The organism is Pseudomonas mediterranea CFBP 5447 (assembly GCF_000774145.1).
GTDB classification, from domain to species: domain Bacteria; phylum Pseudomonadota; class Gammaproteobacteria; order Pseudomonadales; family Pseudomonadaceae; genus Aquipseudomonas; species Aquipseudomonas mediterranea.
This window is the reverse complement of the sequence record NZ_KN322987.1, coordinates 179,382-196,180: the sequence shown is the minus strand read 5'-3', so window position 1 is coordinate 196,180 and position 16,799 is coordinate 179,382. Positions and strand designations below refer to the sequence as shown.

The 16,799-nt window shown below is 64.1% G+C and carries 14 protein-coding genes; 7 read left to right on the top strand and 7 right to left on the bottom strand.

What is annotated here, in order from left to right:
* Nucleotides 1–70 precede the first annotated feature (70 nt).
* On the top strand, nt 71–715 hold the full coding sequence (locus N005_RS21065; RefSeq protein ID WP_047702957.1) for a pentapeptide repeat-containing protein: 645 nt from the start codon (nt 71–73) through the stop codon (nt 713–715).
* A 170-nt stretch (nt 716–885) separates the two neighbouring features.
* Here the strand turns inward: N005_RS21065 and N005_RS21060 are convergent, their stop codons facing one another.
* Together N005_RS21060 and N005_RS21055 are read right to left on the bottom strand one after the other, a co-directional pair.
* Nucleotides 886–1,524 carry a response regulator gene (locus N005_RS21060; protein ID WP_047702956.1) on the bottom strand — a complete coding sequence of 213 codons (639 nt, stop codon included), beginning with the start codon at nt 1,522–1,524 and terminating at the stop codon, nt 886–888.
* The gene (locus N005_RS21055) at nt 1,521–2,780 is read right to left on the bottom strand and encodes a sensor histidine kinase (RefSeq protein ID WP_047702955.1); all 1,260 of its coding nucleotides are present in this window, start codon (nt 2,778–2,780) and stop codon (nt 1,521–1,523) included. The genes N005_RS21060 and N005_RS21055 overlap by 4 nt, the downstream gene beginning before the upstream one ends.
* Before the next feature lie 374 nt (nt 2,781–3,154).
* On the opposite strand from N005_RS21055, the gene N005_RS21050 reads away from it, so the two are divergent.
* The 6 genes from N005_RS21050 (at nt 3,155) to N005_RS21025 (ending at nt 8,352) form a co-directional block, all read left to right on the top strand.
* Nucleotides 3,155–4,321 carry an ABC transporter substrate-binding protein gene (locus tag N005_RS21050; protein WP_047702954.1) on the top strand — a complete coding sequence of 389 codons (1,167 nt, stop codon included), beginning with the start codon at nt 3,155–3,157 and terminating at the stop codon, nt 4,319–4,321.
* Between the two features lie 27 nt (nt 4,322–4,348).
* A complete protein-coding gene (locus tag N005_RS21045; protein ID WP_047702953.1) occupies nt 4,349–5,338 on the top strand; it encodes a YVTN family beta-propeller repeat protein in 990 nt (329 codons plus the stop codon).
* The gene (locus N005_RS21040; protein WP_047702952.1) at nt 5,335–6,066 is read left to right on the top strand and encodes an ABC transporter ATP-binding protein; all 732 of its coding nucleotides are present in this window, start codon (nt 5,335–5,337) and stop codon (nt 6,064–6,066) included. The genes N005_RS21045 and N005_RS21040 overlap by 4 nt, the downstream gene beginning before the upstream one ends.
* Nucleotides 6,063–6,854 (top strand): ABC transporter permease, encoded by a 792-nt coding sequence (locus tag N005_RS21035; RefSeq protein WP_047702951.1) that lies wholly within the window; start codon nt 6,063–6,065, stop codon nt 6,852–6,854. The genes N005_RS21040 and N005_RS21035 overlap by 4 nt, the downstream gene beginning before the upstream one ends.
* A 243-nt stretch (nt 6,855–7,097) precedes the next feature.
* Entirely contained in the window at nt 7,098–7,631 is a 534-nt protein-coding gene (locus N005_RS21030) for a PQQ-dependent catabolism-associated CXXCW motif protein (protein ID WP_047702950.1), read from the top strand.
* Nucleotides 7,632–7,686: 55 nt separating this feature from the next.
* Entirely contained in the window at nt 7,687–8,352 is a 666-nt protein-coding gene (locus tag N005_RS21025) for a response regulator transcription factor (RefSeq protein WP_041021386.1), read from the top strand.
* Nucleotides 8,353–8,511: 159 nt separating this feature from the next.
* Here the strand turns inward: N005_RS21025 and nahK are convergent, their stop codons facing one another.
* From nahK to N005_RS21000, 5 genes are all read right to left on the bottom strand, one after another.
* On the bottom strand, nt 8,512–11,154 hold the full coding sequence (gene nahK / locus N005_RS21020) for a hybrid sensor histidine kinase/response regulator NahK/ErcS' (protein WP_081993306.1): 2,643 nt from the start codon (nt 11,152–11,154) through the stop codon (nt 8,512–8,514).
* The gene (gene nosP / locus N005_RS21015; RefSeq protein ID WP_047702948.1) at nt 11,084–12,247 is read right to left on the bottom strand and encodes a nitric oxide-sensing protein NosP; all 1,164 of its coding nucleotides are present in this window, start codon (nt 12,245–12,247) and stop codon (nt 11,084–11,086) included. The genes nahK and nosP overlap by 71 nt, the downstream gene beginning before the upstream one ends.
* A 315-nt stretch (nt 12,248–12,562) precedes the next feature.
* Nucleotides 12,563–13,747 (bottom strand): porin, encoded by a 1,185-nt coding sequence (locus tag N005_RS21010; protein ID WP_047702947.1) that lies wholly within the window; start codon nt 13,745–13,747, stop codon nt 12,563–12,565.
* Nucleotides 13,748–14,114: 367 nt separating this feature from the next.
* Nucleotides 14,115–15,389 carry a glucarate dehydratase family protein gene (locus N005_RS21005; protein ID WP_047702946.1) on the bottom strand — a complete coding sequence of 425 codons (1,275 nt, stop codon included), beginning with the start codon at nt 15,387–15,389 and terminating at the stop codon, nt 14,115–14,117.
* Nucleotides 15,386–16,783: an MFS transporter gene (locus N005_RS21000; RefSeq protein ID WP_047702945.1), complete on the bottom strand. Its 1,398-nt coding sequence runs from the start codon at nt 16,781–16,783 to the stop codon at nt 15,386–15,388. Before N005_RS21000 ends, N005_RS21005 begins: the two co-directional genes overlap by 4 nt.
* Between the last annotated feature and the right edge of the window lie 16 nt (nt 16,784–16,799).

The following is a 16,799-nucleotide window of genomic DNA, read 5'->3' as shown; positions in this document are numbered from 1 at the left end:
GAATAGATGTCGACTGACACACCGAATCGCGAGCAGGCTCGCTCCCACAGGGTCGACCGAGTCTACTGCCATGAACTACCTGCCCCTGGCATGGGTGCTGCTCGTCTTCAGCGCCCACGCCGACGACACCGAAGCCCCCCTGACCCTCAACGGCTGCGTCATTGCCGAATCCAGCCAATGCCCCGGCGTCGATCTGCGAGGTGCCCAACTGGCGAACCAGGACCTGCGCAAGATGAACCTCAGCGGCGCGGACCTGCGAGGTGCCGATCTGCGCCATGCGCGGCTGGACCTGGCGAATCTTGAGAAAGCCCGTCTGCAAGGCGCCAACCTGACCCGCGCCAGCCTGCAACAAAGCAACCTGCGCCTGGCCGACCTGACCAACGCCACCCTCAAGGCTGCCCAGGCCTGGGGGCTGTTCGCCCAGGGCGCACAGTTCCAGGGCGCCGACCTGAGCGCCGCGTACCTGCAATTTTCCCGACTGTCCGGCGCGCGCCTGCACGCTGCCAATCTGCAAGCCGCCGACCTGGAAATGGCCTGGCTGAGCAAGGCCGACCTCAAGGGCGCCGACCTGCGGGACGCCAACCTACAGGAAGCCAAGCTGGGGGAAAGCAACCTGGAACAGGCCAACCTGAGCGGATCACGTCAGCACTACGGGAATTTCCAGGGCGCGAACATGGAGGGCTGCACGGGTTGCCCGGCCAGCTGGGAACAGTAATCGACAGCACCCTGTGGCGAGGGAGCTTGCTCCCGCTGGGGCGCGAAGCGGCCCCAAAACCTGCCAACTCAATGGGGCCAGGTTGGCGGGGTCGGCTGGTGAGGGGCCGCTTCGGGGCTGCTACGCAGCCCAGGGGGAGCAAGCTCCCTCGCCACAGGGCTACTCGCGCTTCATCCCGCCACCCGCACCACGCCCATATCGATCCCCAGATGCACCAGCTCGGCATGGGAGCTGACCTGCAGCTTGCTCTTGAGCAGCGTCAGGTGGTTGGAGACGGTCTTGGCACTGATGCACAGTTGCTCGGCGATGGTACGGGCGGGGGTGCCCTTGGCGAGCATGACGAAAATTTCCAGCTCGCGCTGGGTCATGCATTGCAGGCGTGGGTCGGCATCGTGCCGGGAGCTGGCACAAGCCAGTTGGGTCGCCAGGGACTGTTCGATATAGGCATGGCCGGCCAGTACCCGTCGCACCGCCTCCACCAGTACCTGGGGCGCCGAGTTCTTGGTCAGGTAACCCGCGGCGCCAGCGTCCAGCGCCTGACGCACCAACGGTAGTTCGTCGTGCATGCTGAAGAACAGCACACGCAGTTGCGGCAGGCGTTGGCGCAGGCGCCGGGTGGTTTCCAGGCCACTGATGCCGGGCAGGCCGAAATCCATGATCACCAGGTGCGGCACCTGTTCCTGTACCTGGCTCAGCGCCTCTTCACCCGTGGCCGCTTCGCGGACTTGCAGATCAGGCATCAAGGCCCGCAGCAGGCTGGCGAAGCCCTGCCGGACCACTGCATGGTCATCCACCAACAAAATGTTCATCGCGCCTCCAGGGGGATATTCACCGCCAGCGCCCAGCCGGCTCCGGGGCGGCAGATGACACGCAGTTCGCCGCCCAGGCTGCGCGCCCGTTCGGACATCGAATGCAGGCCGACACCCGGTCGGGGCGGCTGCTTCGCCCCCAAGCCGTTGTCGCGCACCAGCAACCGCAAGCGTCCGCCGCGCTGGCGCAGGCGGATCCGTACCCGGGTGGCGCTGGCATGCCGGGCCACGTTGGTCAGTGCCTCCTGGACCAGGCGATACAGCTGGGTCTTGTCTGGCCCGGACAGCGGCGGCAAGGCGGCATCGATCCGCAACTCGCAGGCGATGCCGTGGGTGTCCTGGCATTGCCGCGCCAACAATCCGATGGCTTCGTCCAGGGGCAAGTGCTGCAACACCACCGGGTACAGGTCGTGCACCAACGCCCGAAAGCCTTGCTGCAAGTGCTCGCAGTGCTCTTCGAGCTGGCTGACCGTCTGCTCCAGTACCGATGGCTGTTCGGTGACCAGCCGCAGCAGGCAGGCCCGGGCGCGGATGCCGGCGACGTATTGGCCCAGGTCATCGTGCAGGGCCTGGGCCAAGTGGGTGCGCTCCTGCTCTTGGACAGCCAACAGCGCCTGGGTGAGTCGGGTGTTATCGGCCTGGGACCGGGCCAGGGCGGCGGTCATCCGGTTGAAGTGCCCGGCCAGTTGCCGCGCTTCCGGAATGCCTTCGGTAGGCAGACGCACCCGCAGATCGCCGGCCGATACCTGGCACAACGCTTCGAGCAGTTCATCCAGCAACCCCATGCCCCGGCGCACCGCCCAGCGGATCACCAACAGACTGGCCAGCAGGGCCATGGCGCAGACGCCCAGCAGTTGCACCAGCGAATCGAGGATTTCCTCGATTTCGTCCCGCGGGTCGACGGCAATCCAGGCCCGACGACCATCCCGCAGGCCGACCACCTGAGGCGTCGGACCACCGACGAGCAGTTGATGGCCAAGCCAGGCCTTCAGTCCACTGTCGACAGCCGTCGGCAGGTGCTCCCCCGGTGCCAACCAGCGCACCCGCACATGGCGCAGGCTGCCGGTCAGGCGCTCCTGGAGGCTGGTCGGATCGCGCTCGGCGGTTTCGCGCAGGTATTGCACCACGGAACCGGCCGATTGCAGCTCGCGCTTTACGTCGGTCATGGCCTGATGCAGCAGCAAGCCCCCACAGGCCAGCGTGACCAGGCCGAAGAAGGCCGTCACCCACAGATTGATCCGCCACAGGGCCGACATGCTCAACAGCCCATCACGGCATCGACACAAAGCCCTTGTGGGAGCGAGCCTGCTCGCGATGACGGCGGCACATCCAACCTTTCTGCCGGCTGGACCACCGCTATCGCGAGCAGGCTCGCTCCCACAGGGGGGCCGCGGTGACCGCCGGACAATCGATCGACCCCAATCAAGCTCAGGATCAGCAACAACGGCAGCAGCAAGGCCTTGAAAGTCTGCACGGTCTGTCCGCTCCCTGATGAATGACGATGGTCTGCATCCTAAAACCCCGACGTCGACGGCGAGCTACTACCTTGGTACTGCCCCGGCGGTACTTTCTGCATATTTCCCCCTGACCAAGGGCTTCCTATGCTGGCGCCACCCGCAATGGAGGTGTTATGCGCCGGCTCGTCAGTTTCACCTTGATCGCTCTGATGACAGCCATCACCGCCCAGGCCGAGGAGGCGATGCCGTTGCAGGTGCGCATCGGTTACCTGGGATACCGTCCCGATCCGGGGCCGCTGCTGTCCAACGTCATTGTCGAGCCTGCCGACGCGGGCTTGCGCGGCGCCGAACTGGCGATCATCGACAGCAACAGCACCGGACGTTTTCTCAAGCAGGATTACCGCCTGGAAAGCGCCAGCGTCGACAGCCCCGAAGCCTTGCTCCAGGCCGCCCGTGCCCAGCATGAACAGGGCCTGCGGCTGTTCGTGGTCAATGCCCCCGCCGCCAGCCTGCGCCAGCTCAGCGCCGCCCTGCCCGACAGCCTGCTGTTCAATGCCGGCAGCCCCGACGACAGCCTGCGCACCACCGACTGCCTGGGCAACGTCCTGCACAGCCTGCCCGACCGGGCCATGCTCGCCGATGCCCTGGTGCAATTCAGCGTCGTGCGCAAATGGCAGAAAGCGCTGCTGATCGTCGGGCAGACGCCCGAGGACCAGGCCTATGCCGACGCCCTGCGCCGGGCCATGAAACGCTTCGGCCTGAAGACCGTGGCCGAGAAGACCTGGCAGTTCGACAACGACCAGCGCCGCAGTGCCCAGGCCGACATGCCGCTGTTCACCCAGACCGCCGAATACGACGTGGTGCTGGTGGCCGATGAGCGTGGCGACTTCGGCGAGTACCTGCCCTACCAGACCTGGTACCCGCGTCCGGTGGCCGGCACCCAGGGGCTGACCCCCACCGGCTGGCACAAGACCGTGGAAACCTACGGCGCGGCGCAGTTGCAAAAGCGCTTCGAAGCCCTGGCCGGACGCTGGATGAACGACCGTGATTTCGCCGCCTGGATCGCCGTGCGCAGCGTCGCCAGCGCAGTGAGCAAACTGCGCCAGGCCGACCCGTTCGCCATCCACCAACTGGCCTTGAGCGATCAGTTGCCGCTGGACGGCTTCAAGGGTCGCAAGCTCAGTTATCGCCCCTGGAATGGACAACTGCGCCAACCGATTCCCCTGGTCCAGCCACGGGCCCTGGTCAGCACTTCGCCCCAGGACGGTTTCCTGCACCCCAGCAACGAAATGGACAGCCTGGGCTACGACCGGCCCGAAGTGAGCTGCCGCTACCCCTGATCGACAACAACAATAAGGAAAACCGCCATGCGCCGCCCGCTGTTCCAACCGATCCTGCTGCGCCAGGTGCTCGCCCTCGGCGCGGTGCTGCTCGCCACCGGCCCTGCCGCCGCCAGCACCGCCTGGGTTTCGAACGAGAAAGACAACAGCCTGAGCCTGATCGACATGCAGAGCCTGGAAGTGGTGGAAACCCTGCCGGTGGGCCAGCGTCCGCGGGGTCTGCTGCTGTCCCACGACAATCGCCTGCTGTACATCTGCGCCAGCGATTCGGACCGGGTCCAGGTGATGGACGTCGCCACCCGCAAGATCATCAAGGAACTGCCCTCCGGCAAGGACCCGGAGCAGTTTGCCCTGCACCCCAACGACCGCTGGCTCTACGTCTCCAACGAAGACGACGCCCTGGTGACCGTCATCGACACCCAGACCTCCGAAGTGCTGGGCCAGATCGGCGTCGGTGTCGAGCCCGAAGGCATGGCCGTCAGCCCCGACGGCAAGTGGACGGTCAATACCAGTGAAACCACCAACATGCTGCACTGGATCGACACCAGCACGCAGACCCTGGCCGACAGCACGCTGGTGGATCAGCGACCGCGCTTCGTCGAGTTCAATCGCGACGGCAGCCAGCTCTGGGCCTCGGCGGAGATCGGCGGCACCGTGACGATTCTCGATGTCGCCACGCGCAAGGTGCTCAAGACCCTGACCTTCCAGATCAAGGGCGTTCATCCGGACAAGGTCCAGCCGGTGGGCATCAAGCTCAGTGCCGACGGCCAGTTGGCCTTTGTCGCCCTGGGCCCGGCCAACCATGTGGCAGTGATCGACGCCAAGACCTTCGAGGTCCTGGATTACCTGCTGGTAGGGCGCCGGGTCTGGCAGTTGGCATTTACCCCGGACCAGCGCCAGTTGCTGGCCACCAACGGCGTCAGCGGCGATGTCTCGGTGATCGACGTGCAGAGCCGCAAGGTGCTCAAGTCGGTGAAGGTCGGGCGCTACCCCTGGGGCGTGGTGGTGACGCCATGAACGCTCTGGAGGTCAGCGACCTGAGCTTTGCCTACGGGCCGCGCGAAGCCCTCAAGCAGATGAGCTTCAACGTCGCCGCCGGACGCTTCGCCGCGCTGCTGGGCCCTAACGGTGCCGGCAAATCGACGCTGATCGCCCTGCTCACGCGCCTCTACGATGTGCAGCGTGGCGAGATCCGTGTCGGCGGCCACTCCTTGCAGCATTCGCCACGGCCGGCCCTGCAGCAGCTGGGCGTGGTGTTCCAGCAAAGCACCCTGGACCTGGACCTGAGTGTCGAACAGAACCTGCGCTATCACCTCGCCTTGCACGGTTTGTCGCGGCGCGAAGGGATGGCCCGGATCGACGCAGAGCTGGCCCGGCAACAGTTGACCGAGCGTCGCCATGAACGGGTCCGCGATCTCAACGGAGGGCATCGTCGCCGGGTGGAAATCGCCCGGGCCCTGTTGCACGAACCCCGGCTGTTGCTGCTGGACGAGCCCAGCGTCGGCCTCGACCCGGCCAGCCGCCAGGCCCTGGGCCGGCACATCCGTCAACTGTGCGACGAACAGGGCATCAGCGTGCTTTGGACCACCCACCTGCTGGATGAAGTACAACCCTGCGACGATCTGCTGATCGTGCACCAGGGGCGCCTGGTCGCCAGCGGCCGCGCCGAGGCCGTGAGCCTGGAACACGGCGGCACCCTGGGTTCGGCCTTCACCCGCTTGACCACTTCGGGAGCCCAGGCATGAACGCGTATTGGCAATGTTTCAGCGGCATCGTCATGCGCGAATGGCTGCGCTTCGTCTTGCAGCGCACACGGCTGCTGAGCGCCCTGGTCCGTCCGCTGCTGTGGCTGCTGGTGTTCGCCGCCGGTTTTCGCGCGGCACTGGGCATCGCGATCATTGCGCCCTATGACACCTACATCCCCTACGAGGTGTACATCGTGCCTGGGCTGGCCTGCATGATCCTGCTGTTCAACGGCATGCAGGGTTCGCTCTCGATGGTCTACGACCGGGAAATGGGCAGCATGCGGGTGCTGCTGACCAGCCCTCTGCCCCGGGCCTTCCTGCTCGCGAGCAAACTGCTGGCGACGTCGTTGATCTCGTTGCTGCAGGTCTACGCCTTCCTCGCCATTGCCTGGCTGTATGGCGTACAGCCGCCGGCCATAGGGTTGTTGTTGGCGCTGCCGGCGCTGTTGCTGGTGGCGCTGATGCTCAGCGCCCTGGGCTTGCTGCTTTCCAACGCGATCCTGCAACTGGAGAACTTCGCCGGGGTGATGAATTTCGTGATCTTCCCGATGTTCTTCCTGTCTTCTGCGCTGTATCCGCTGTGGAAGATGCTCGAAGCCAGCCCGTGGCTGTACTGGCTGTGCGCGGTGAACCCGTTCACCCACGGCGTGGAACTGGTGCGGTATGCCTTGTATGGACAGTTCAACCTGCTGGCGATGACGGTGTGCGTTGGGTTGACCCTGGTGTTCGCCCTGGCGGCAGTATGGACCTTCAACCCGCAGCATGCGGCGCTGCGCAAGGCGGGCTGAGCCAACCTCAATATACCTCTCGAAAGTGAACCCACTGTGGGAGCGAGCCTGCTCGCGATGGCGGTGCTTCAGTCACATGCTCACCGACTGATCCACCGCTATCGCGAGCAGGCTCGCTCCCACAGGATCGGCGGCGTGCACGACTGAAATTACGACTTTAGTACTGGTTTCCCTGTCCATGGTCGCATTCCCAAGATCGCGACCCTGTCATGTAATGGACGCATAACAACAAGGATCAATCCCATGCTCCGTTTACTGGCGGTCGTCCTGCTGGGCCTGTCGATGAATGTCGCGCTGGCCGACACGGCACTGTTTTCCCCCCAAGGTTATCGCATCGACCGGTATCGCAGCCCCACGCCCGACACAGTGGAAGGCGCCCGGACAGTCGATACCCCGGCGTTGCAGCAATTGCTCGAACAGACACCCGCCCCGGTGCTGATCGACGTCTACCGTCGACCCTGGGTCCAGGGACGCTTCATCGACAACGAACCCCATGCCAACCTCCCCGGCAGCCTCTGGCTGGCCAATACCGGCGATGGCGAGCTCGACCCGACCTGGCAGGACTACCTCGCCTACCACCTGCGCCAGGCCACCGCCGGGCGCGCGGAGCAACCTTTGGTCTTTTATTGCCGCTCCGATTGCTGGCTGAGCTGGAACGCGGTAAAACGCGCCGCAGCCATGGGCTATAAGCATCTGTATTGGTACCGCGACGGCGTCGATGCCTGGGAGGCTGCCCACCTGCCCCTGCAAGCGGCGCGGCCTGAACCTTTTCCCTGATCTTGAACGTGCGTGCAACTGCTCCAGCCCCAACACAATAATGAGGTGAATGGCCATGTATAAAATCCTGATAGCCGACGATCACCCACTGTTTCGCGAAGCCATCCATAACGTCATCAGCGACGGCTTTCCTGGCAGCGAGGTCATGGAAACCGCCGACCTGGACAGTGCCCTGGCCCTCACCGCCGAGCACGACGACCTGGACCTGATCCTGCTGGACCTGAACATGCCCGGCATGCACGGCCTCAATGGCCTGATCAACCTGCGCAACGAGGCCCCGACCATTCCCGTGGTGATCGTCTCCGCCGAGCAGGACAAGCAGATTGTCCTGCAGGCCATCACCTACGGCGCGGTGGGGTTCATCACCAAATCCTCGCCGCGCTCGCAGATGACCGACGCCATCGAGCAGATCCTCAACGGCAACGTGTACCTGCCACCGGACATCATCCGCACCCAGAAGAACCCGGTAGGCCGCCGCCTGAACGAAACCCCGGCCTTCCCGCCCGAACTGCTCCAGGCCCTGACCCGCAAGCAACTGCTGGTGCTCGAGCGCATGACCAAGGGCGAATCGAACAAGCAGATCGCCTACACCCTCGACATCGCCGAAACCACGGTCAAGGCCCACGTCTCGGCGATACTGCGCAAACTCAACGTGCACAACCGGGTGCAGGCGATTCTCAGCGCGGGGGATATTGATTTCGGGGCGTATCTGCGGCGTTGATGCTTTCTAGCCAGAAACCTGGCTTTTTGTGGCGAGGGGATTTATCCCCGCTGGGCTGCGAAGCGGCCCCCTGATTCTGTCTGGCATAGCGAGTTGTCAGGTTTTAGGGCCGCTTCGCGCCCCAGCGGGGATAAATCCCCTCGCCACAAAGTGTCCAGTTCAATGATTGTCGGAACGAGCCAGCAAATGACTCATCGCAATCTTCAGTTTCATCGGCCGCACCGGCTTGTGCATCAGGGTGTGCCCGCGCTCGCGGATCTGCTGCTTGAGTTCGTTGCTGTAGTTGGCGGTGATCAGCATTGCCGGGATCGCTGAGCGGCGACGGGCGTTGATCCGGGCCACGGCGTCAACGCCGTTCTGGTCGTTGTCCAGGTGATAGTCGGCGATCAACAGGTCCACCTCGGCGTGATCGGTGTCCACCTGGCGCGCCAGGTCCTGCTCCGACAGCGCGGTGACGACCCGACAGCCCCAGCCTTCCAGCAACGTACGCATACCCGCGCAGATCGCCGCGTCGTTATCCAGCACCCAGATCCGCGCTCCGCGCAAGCGCTCGAGCATCGGCTCGCTCATGTCCACGCACGGCACCGGCTTGGGCGCAGTGGCGCTCAGCGGTACGTCGATGGCGAACATCGAGCCTTTGCCCGGCCACGAGCGCACCTGGACCCGGTGGCCGAGGATCCCGGCGATCTTCTCGACAATCGCCAGGCCCAGGCCCAACCCGCGATCCTGGTCGGGACGCTGCACATCGCCGCGCTTGAACTCCTGGAATATCTCCTCCAGGCGATCTTCGGCAATGCCGATGCCGGAGTCCCAGACCTGGATCGACACCCGCTGCCCCTGGCGCCGGCACCCCAACACCACCCGACCGCTGGGGGTGTAGCGGATGGCATTGCTCAGCAGGTTGCGCAGGATCCGGGCGAGCAGTTGCATATCACTGCGTACCAGCACCGAACACGGCACGAAGCGCAGCGCCAGCCCTTCACTGCGGGCGACCTGGGCGTATTCGGCGGCCAGGTTGCCGAGCAACTCGCTGAGGGCGAACGGCGCAATGTCCGCCTTGATCACCCCGGCATCGAGCTTGGAGATGTCCACCAGGGTACCCAGCAGGTTCTCCACGTCCTGCAAGGAGTTGCTGACGTTGCGCACCAGGTGCGCATTCGCCACCGGCTCACGCCGTTCGAGCAAGGCACTGGTGAACAATCGTGCGGCGTTGAGCGGCTGCAGCAGATCGTGGCTGACTGCCGCCAGGAACTTGGTCTTCGACAGGTTGGCCTGCTCGGCCTCGCGCTTGGCTTCACGCAGGCGCAGTTCCACGCGGCTGCGCTCGTCGATCTCGCGCAACAGCTGTTCGTTGAGCGTGGTCAGTTCCGCCGTGCGCTCCTGGACCCGCTGTTCCAGGTTCTGATAGGCCTGGTGCAGCGCCTCGGCGGTGCGGCGCCGTTCGGTGATGTCGCGGATCAGCACGAAGATCCCCACCACCTCGCCATTGGCCAGGCGGTTCGGCACGTAGGAACGCAACATGTAGCGTTCCTGGTTGTTGATGTTGGTTTCGGCGAACTCGAACGTCACGCTCTCCCCGGCGAGGGCCCGGGCCACGTAGGCTTCCAGGCGCTGGTAATGCTGCTCGCTGTGGGCTTCGCGCAGGCTCTGGCCGAGCATCACGCCACGGGGCCAGCAATACCACTGTTCGTAGACCTTGTTGGTGAATTCATAGACCAGGTCGGCATTGAGGTAGGCGATCAGTGCCGGCACATGGTCGGTAATCAGGCGGATCCAGCGCTCGCTTTCGCTCAACGCCTCGGCGTGCTGGTAGCGCTCGGTGATGTCGGTGAAGGTGTTGACGTAGCCACCGGTGGGCAGCGGATGGGTGCGGATTTCCAGGACCCGGCCATCGGAGAGGCGCTGCTCGCGTTCATGAATCAACCGACCGTTGCTGTCACGGCTGGCCGGGGTCAACAGTTGCAGTTCGCTGTCGGCAATCACTTCGTTGAACGGCCGGTGAGCCGCCACCGGAGCCAGGCCGCTGAGCTCCAGGAAGCGCCGGTTCCACAACTCCAGCACGCCCTGGGCGTTGACCATCGCCACGCCCTGGGAGAGGTTGTCCACCGCGCGCTGCAACAGGTGGGACTTCTGCGCGATGGCCTGCTCGCGGCGCACGGTCTCACTGAGCTTGACGTCGGTGATGTCGGTGAACAGGATCACCCGCCCACCCTCCTGGGTCGGCCGCTCGCTGACCTGCAACCAGCGACCGTTCTGCAAGCGGTACAGCACATGCTCGTCATCCTGGCCGCGGTTTTCCTCGCTGAACAGTCCGTTGGCGGTCATCAGGCGCTTGACTTCGCCCAGGCGCATCCCGGCCATGATGCGCACCCGACTGTGGGCCCAGAATGCCTTGAAGCGGCTGTTGAACAGGACAATGCGCTGTTGCGCGTCGAACAGCACGAATGCATCGGAAATGCTCTCGATGGCGTCGATCAGGTGCCGATGGGCCGTTTCCGCCCGCAGCCGAGCCTCACCGAGTAAATGATTGCCGGCCTTGAGCTCGGCCATGGCCTGGTTCAACGCATCGGTGCGTTCGCGCACCTGCTCGGCCAGCACCACCGAATGCTGGAACGCCGCATACGGGTCGCTGCCCCGGGTCACGCCGGACTCCACCCGTTCGATCAGCGCTGCATTGATGCGCCGCAACTTGCGGTTTTCGTGCTGCAGTCCGGCAATCTGCGCCTGCAGATCAGCGATGGCCGGGGACGCGATGTCGGGCAATGGCAACTCCGGTAAAGGTCTGGTTGATGTGCATGCCATTGAACTGTTCTCCATAGGTGTTGAACCCCATCACCCGTTGTTTGCGCAGGAACTGGCCGATCTGTTCCAGGCCACCGCGGTCTTCCAGCTCCAGGCGCCTGAGGAAACAGTCGCAGCCGATGGTCAGCAACAGATCGCCGAGACGCGCCTGCAAGCCGTCGAAGAGGTTTTCCAGGTTGTTCAGCAAGGGCCCCGGGGTCATGGCCGTGAGGACGATGCCGTTCTCCACCGCGCAGTAGAAACTCAGGCTCAGGTCCGGGTGCACCTGTTGGACGGCCCGCACGTAGTACTGGTCGTTGATGCGCACCGCCAACGGATGGGCGGCGAACACCCGATAGTCGAGGGCGCTCACCGGCACGCCGATAAGCCGCGCGTATTCCTCGGCGGCCGGTTCGGCATTGAGTTCATAGACCCGGCGCGAAGTGCTGTCGGCGCCGGTCACCACCAGTTTCTCTTCCCGGGGCAGGACGTGATGAGTGGTGAACACCTCGAATTCCAGCCAGGTATTGATCAGCACCACCACGGCCGCGCCGCTGTGGAACTGGCCTTCGAAGTACACGTGGGTGTGGGTCAGGTAGTTATCGTCGCCGGCCGAACCGCCAAAATGCGGGATGTCGCCCAGGGCGGCACTCAACGCCGCGAGCACCATCTCTTCGCGGCTGGAGAGGCCGTCGAGCAGGGTCAGTGCGAAGCTGTGGCCCTTGATCGGTGCCAGGGCATTACTGCGGCAGCCGCTCGCCAGGCGTTCGACCATCTGCTGGGCGTCGATCAGGCTGAAGTCGCCCATTTCACCGATCAACTCGGCGGCAATGGAAAAGTGCCGGTGGTCGAACCCCACCGCGGTCACGCAGTTGCGACCATAACCCTGGGCGGTGATTTCCCCGGCGCTGGTGCAACCCACCAGGCGAATCCCGCCGAAGCTCTGGGACAGTGCCTGGCCAAGGGCCGGCAGATCGTATTCGGCGGAACAGAAAAACAACACGAAGCCCAGGTACGGATGCAGCAACTGCCGCGCCAGTTCCTGAGCCACTTGCTCGACATCCGTTGCCTGGGACATCGCGCTTACCACGCCTTCGCTCTGGGCCTGCTGCATCTTCGCCTCCGTGACAGGAGCCTTGAGTGTACGAAGCCGCGCCGGGCCCACGAATGCTACTTGGGTAGCGGGTGTGCGCTTCCATGGGATGAGAACGGTGGCGGCCCGGGCCGCGATGCGCACGGCTGGGGCCACCACAAAAACACTGACCTAAGCTGGAACACCTTTGTGGCGAGGGGATTTATCCCCGCTGGGTCGCGGAGCGGCCCCAGAAAACAGTTCAGTCGACACAAATCTGGGTGACTGAAAAAGGGGCTGCTTCGCAGCCCAGCGGGGATAAATCCCCTCGCCACAGGGGTTGTGTTGCCTTAGGTATTACCAGGTCAACACAGCCCCCACCGCAAACGTATCGGTGTCTTCATTCTGCGCGCTGGTATCGTGGCCGTTGATTTCGAACTGGTTGTACTCGGCCACGAGCTTGAGGTTGTCGTTGACGTCATGGAACAGCGCAATGCCGCGGGTTTCGTAATCGGCACCGCTGCCCACCACGCCGTTGCCGTCGTCATCGGTCTTGCCATAGGACAGCGCCAGGCGGTTCTTGCCCAGCTTGTACGAGCCTTGCAACAGATAGCCCTTGCTGTCGACGTTGCGCAACGTGGCTTCGCCGGCGTTGTTGGTGAAGAACGGATTGATGCCCTTGGCCTGGAACCCGGAGCCGGTGAGCGACAAGCCGCCCATCTTCGCCTGCACGCCATAACCCAGGCCTTTAGAGGTCACCGATTCGACGGTGGAATCGGTGTTGTCCGAGGTCTGGTAGCTGCCGTTGAGCCAGCTGTAGATCTTCGCGCCGCCGAGGTCGAACTGGTAAGTGATCTCGCTCTCGGTACGCGGGTTTTCCTGGTAGGCCTTGCCGGTGGCGCTGTTGTCGTTGGTGTCCACCGGGTCCATGATCCCCACCGCCACCCGCAGCCCGTCCATGACCGGGGTGCGATAGGTGATCTGCGAGGTCGGGAACGGATAGGGATAGCCGCTGCCGATGTTGCCGAACGACACGCCACCGCCGTCCACCAGGCCCAGGGTGTCGCTGACCTGGCCGTAGCCGGCGAGCAATTCGTCGAGCAGGATGTTGGAACGAGCGAACAGGCCGAAGTCCTTGCCGATCAACACCTCGCCCCACTCCGGGTTGGCGACGGTGCCGTAGAACTGGCGCACGTCGATGGCGGTGTCGGTACCGTTGGTCTCGCTGTCGTTGATGGTTACCCAGAACGACGCGCGGGCGCCGAGCTTGAGGTCATCGACCTGCTTGCTCATGTTGAAGCCCAGGTAGTTGGGCAGGAAACCCATCTTGACCCGCGCCTGGCGCCGGTCGAACTGATCCCCCGCCCGGTCCACGTCGCTGTTGACGTAGAAGGCGTTGATGTAGCCATCGGTGGAAAAGGTGGTCTGGTCCTTGTCGTACAGCATGATTTCAGCCTGGGCCCAAGGCGTCAGGCCGAGGGTCGAAAGGCTGGCGATGACCGCAGGCATAAAACGGCGACGGGTATTTTTATTGTTGTGCATGGCGCGCTCCGCAACAGGGGACGGGATGTCGGAGGCGATTATCGAAAGGCTGCAGGCCCCGCCATACGCTGCCTTGGAGGCAATTGGCGGGTGCTTTGGAAGCGCCGGTCCGGCGCGGCAGTTTGGGTGTAAGACTGCCATGCCGACGGGCGCGGTACTTTGGGTGGGGGCCGCAAGGTGGTTGGGCAGATCAGATCATTGGACAGTCATACCGAGTTATCCGGGCTTGGGGCTGCTGTGCAGCCCAGCGGGAGCAAGCTCCCTCGCCACGAAAACAGGGTTCGCCTTCATTCTTGAGCGCGGATGCGAGCCTGTGGCGAGGGAGCTTGCTCCCGCTGGCCTGCGCAGCAGGCCCCCTTGCTTCAGTTCAGAATCTCGGCTTGACGGTCTTCCAGTCCGGCCGGTAGCGCTGCATCTGCCGCACATCGTCGCGCTGGCGAATGCCGCAACGCAGGAACTGTTCATGCAGCATGCCCAGTTGATCCCGGTCCAGCTCCAGCCCGAGTCCCGGTGCCCGGGTGATCTTCACGCAGCCGTCGACAATCGGCAGCTTGCCGCCCTTGATCACCTCCTCATCCGGCTCCTGCCACGGATAATGGGTGTCGCAGGCGTAATCCAGGTTCGGCACCGCGGCCGCCACGTGGGCCATGGCCATGAGGCTGATGCCCAGGTGCGAGTTCGAATGCATCGACACGCCGAGGCCAAAGGTGTCGCACATTTTCGCCAACGCCTGGGTGTCCCGCAGGCCGCCCCAGTAATGATGATCGGCCAATACGATCTGCACGCTGTTCAGCGCCACGCTGCGGCGGAATTCATCGAAATCGGTGACCACCATGTTGGTCGCCAACGGCAGGCCGGTGCGCTTGTGCAGCTCGGACATGCCCTCCAGTCCCGGTGTCGGGTCTTCGTAATACTGCAGGTCGTCGCCGAGCAGTTCGGCCATGCGAATGGAGGTTTCCAGCGACCAGTTGGCATTCGGGTCGATGCGCAACGGGTAGCCGGGAAACGCCTGCTTCAGCGCCTTGATGCACGCCACTTCATGCTCCGGCTCCAATGCGCCGGCCTTGAGCTTGATGCTCTTGAAACCGTAGTCGCTGATCATGCGCCGGGCCTGGGCGACGATCTGCTGTTCATTCAGCGCCTCGCCCCAGCTGTCCGGCGGATACGGCGAGTCGATGTGCTCGGCGTACTTGAAGAACAGGTAGGCGCTGAACGGGATTTCCTCGCGAATCGCCCCGCCCAGCAGATCCACCAGCGGCACGTTCAGGTAGTGGGCCTGCAGGTCCAGGCAGGCCACTTCGAATGCCGAGTACGCGTTGCTCACCGCCTTGCTCGCATGGGAGCCCGGCGCCAGTTCGGCGCCAGCGACACTGGCGGGCCGCTGCGCGGCGACGGTGGCCTGGACGATGGCCCGCAACTGGTTGAGATTGAACGGGTCCAGGCCGATCAGTTGGTCCTGCAGTTGTTGCTGGATCGCCAGGGCCGGCGCATCGCCGTAGCTCTCGCCCAGACCGATGTAGCCGTTGTCACTCTCGATCTCGATGATCGAGCGCAGCGCGAACGGCTCATGAATGCCGCTGGCGTTGAGCAATGGCGGATCGCGAAAGGCAATGGGGGTGACGGTGACGCGTTTGATCTTCATACAGCGGCTCCCGATAGGCCAGGGTTCAGGGCTTGGGTGTTTTCCGGTGGATGGGCCTGCGCGACGGTTTCACGCTTGCCGGACAATGAGTTGGGCGTGTCGCGCCCCGGTGAGGTACGGGCGAAGAAGATCACCACGGCGGCGACCAGCGAGGTAATCGCCAGGCCATACAGGCCGCCCTCGATGGAGCCGGTGGTCTGCTCCAGGAAACCGAACGCCGTCGGTGCGACGAAGCCGCCGAGGTTGCCGATGGAGTTGATCAGGGCAATCACCGCCGCCGCGATGCGGGCGTCCAGGTAACCCTGGGGAATCGGCCAGAACAGCGCCGACGCGGCCTTGAAACCGATGGCCGCGAAACAGATGGCGACGAAGGCGAAGACCGGCCCGCCGGTGGTGGACATGAACATGCCGAACGCCGCGATCACCAGCGTCGCCGCCACCCACGCCTGCTGGAATTTCCATTTGCCGGCCAGGGCTGCGAAGCCGTACATCGCCACGATGGAAATGATCCACGGAATGGAGTTGAGCAGACCGACCTGGAAATCTCCCAGGCTGCCCATTTTCCTGATCATGCTCGGCAGCCAGAACGTGGCGCCGTAGATCGTCAGGGCGATGGAGAAATAGATGAAACAGAACAGCGCGATCTGCCGGTCGGCGAGCAGCTTGAACATCGATGGCTTGACCACCTGGGCGGCTTCCCGGGCCCGTTGTTCTTCGGCAATCGTCGCGGTCAACACGGCTTTCTCTTCGGCCGTCAGCCATTTCGCCTGGTTGGGGTGCGATTGCAGCCAGAACCAGACGAACCCGCACAGCACGATGGAGGCAAAGCCTTCGATCAGGAACATCCACTGCCAGCCATGCAGGCCCATGCCGCTGACGTGCAACAGCGCGCCGGACACCGGCCCGGAGATCACTGAAGCGATGGCCGAACCGCTGAGGAAGATCGCCATCGCCTTGCCGCGCTCGTTGGCCGGCAACCACTGGGTGAAGTAGTAGATGATGCCGGGAAAGAAGCCCGCTTCCGCCGCGCCGAGAATGAAGCGCAGCACGTAGAAGCTGGTTTCACCGCGCACGAAAGCCATGGCCATCGCCGCCGCGCCCCAGGTGAACATGATCCGCGTCAGCCAGGCGCGGGCGCCGTAGCGTTGCAGCAGCATGTTGGACGGCACTTCGAACAGCGCGTAGCCGACGAAGAACAGCCCGGCGCCAAGGCCATAGGCGGCGGCACCGATGCCCAGGTCGGTTTCCAGGTGGCTGCGCACGAAGCCGATGTTGACCCGGTCGATGTAGTTGACGATGAACATCACCACCACCAGGGGCAGTACATGACGTTTGACCTTGGCTGCGGCGCGCGCCAGGGTACTGTCATGCGTGGAGTCCGGTACGTTATTCAAGGGAGCCTCCCAATCG

Excerpts from the sequence above, each read along its gene's own strand:
- N005_RS21065 (WP_047702957.1), top strand. The coding sequence starts at position 71 with ATGAACTACCTGCCCCTGGCATGGGTGCTGCTCGTCTTCAGCGCCCAC.
- N005_RS21060 (WP_047702956.1), bottom strand. The coding sequence starts at position 1,524 with ATGAACATTTTGTTGGTGGATGACCATGCAGTGGTCCGGCAGGGCTTC.
- N005_RS21055 (WP_047702955.1), bottom strand. The coding sequence starts at position 2,780 with ATGTCGGCCCTGTGGCGGATCAATCTGTGGGTGACGGCCTTCTTCGGC.
- N005_RS21050 (WP_047702954.1), top strand. The coding sequence starts at position 3,155 with ATGCGCCGGCTCGTCAGTTTCACCTTGATCGCTCTGATGACAGCCATC.
- N005_RS21045 (WP_047702953.1), top strand. The coding sequence starts at position 4,349 with ATGCGCCGCCCGCTGTTCCAACCGATCCTGCTGCGCCAGGTGCTCGCC.
- N005_RS21040 (WP_047702952.1), top strand. The coding sequence starts at position 5,335 with ATGAACGCTCTGGAGGTCAGCGACCTGAGCTTTGCCTACGGGCCGCGC.
- N005_RS21035 (WP_047702951.1), top strand. The coding sequence starts at position 6,063 with ATGAACGCGTATTGGCAATGTTTCAGCGGCATCGTCATGCGCGAATGG.
- N005_RS21030 (WP_047702950.1), top strand. The coding sequence starts at position 7,098 with ATGCTCCGTTTACTGGCGGTCGTCCTGCTGGGCCTGTCGATGAATGTC.
- N005_RS21025 (WP_041021386.1), top strand. The coding sequence starts at position 7,687 with ATGTATAAAATCCTGATAGCCGACGATCACCCACTGTTTCGCGAAGCC.
- nahK (WP_081993306.1), bottom strand. The coding sequence starts at position 11,154 with ATGGCATGCACATCAACCAGACCTTTACCGGAGTTGCCATTGCCCGAC.
- nosP (WP_047702948.1), bottom strand. The coding sequence starts at position 12,247 with ATGCAGCAGGCCCAGAGCGAAGGCGTGGTAAGCGCGATGTCCCAGGCA.
- N005_RS21010 (WP_047702947.1), bottom strand. The coding sequence starts at position 13,747 with ATGCACAACAATAAAAATACCCGTCGCCGTTTTATGCCTGCGGTCATC.
- N005_RS21005 (WP_047702946.1), bottom strand. The coding sequence starts at position 15,389 with ATGAAGATCAAACGCGTCACCGTCACCCCCATTGCCTTTCGCGATCCG.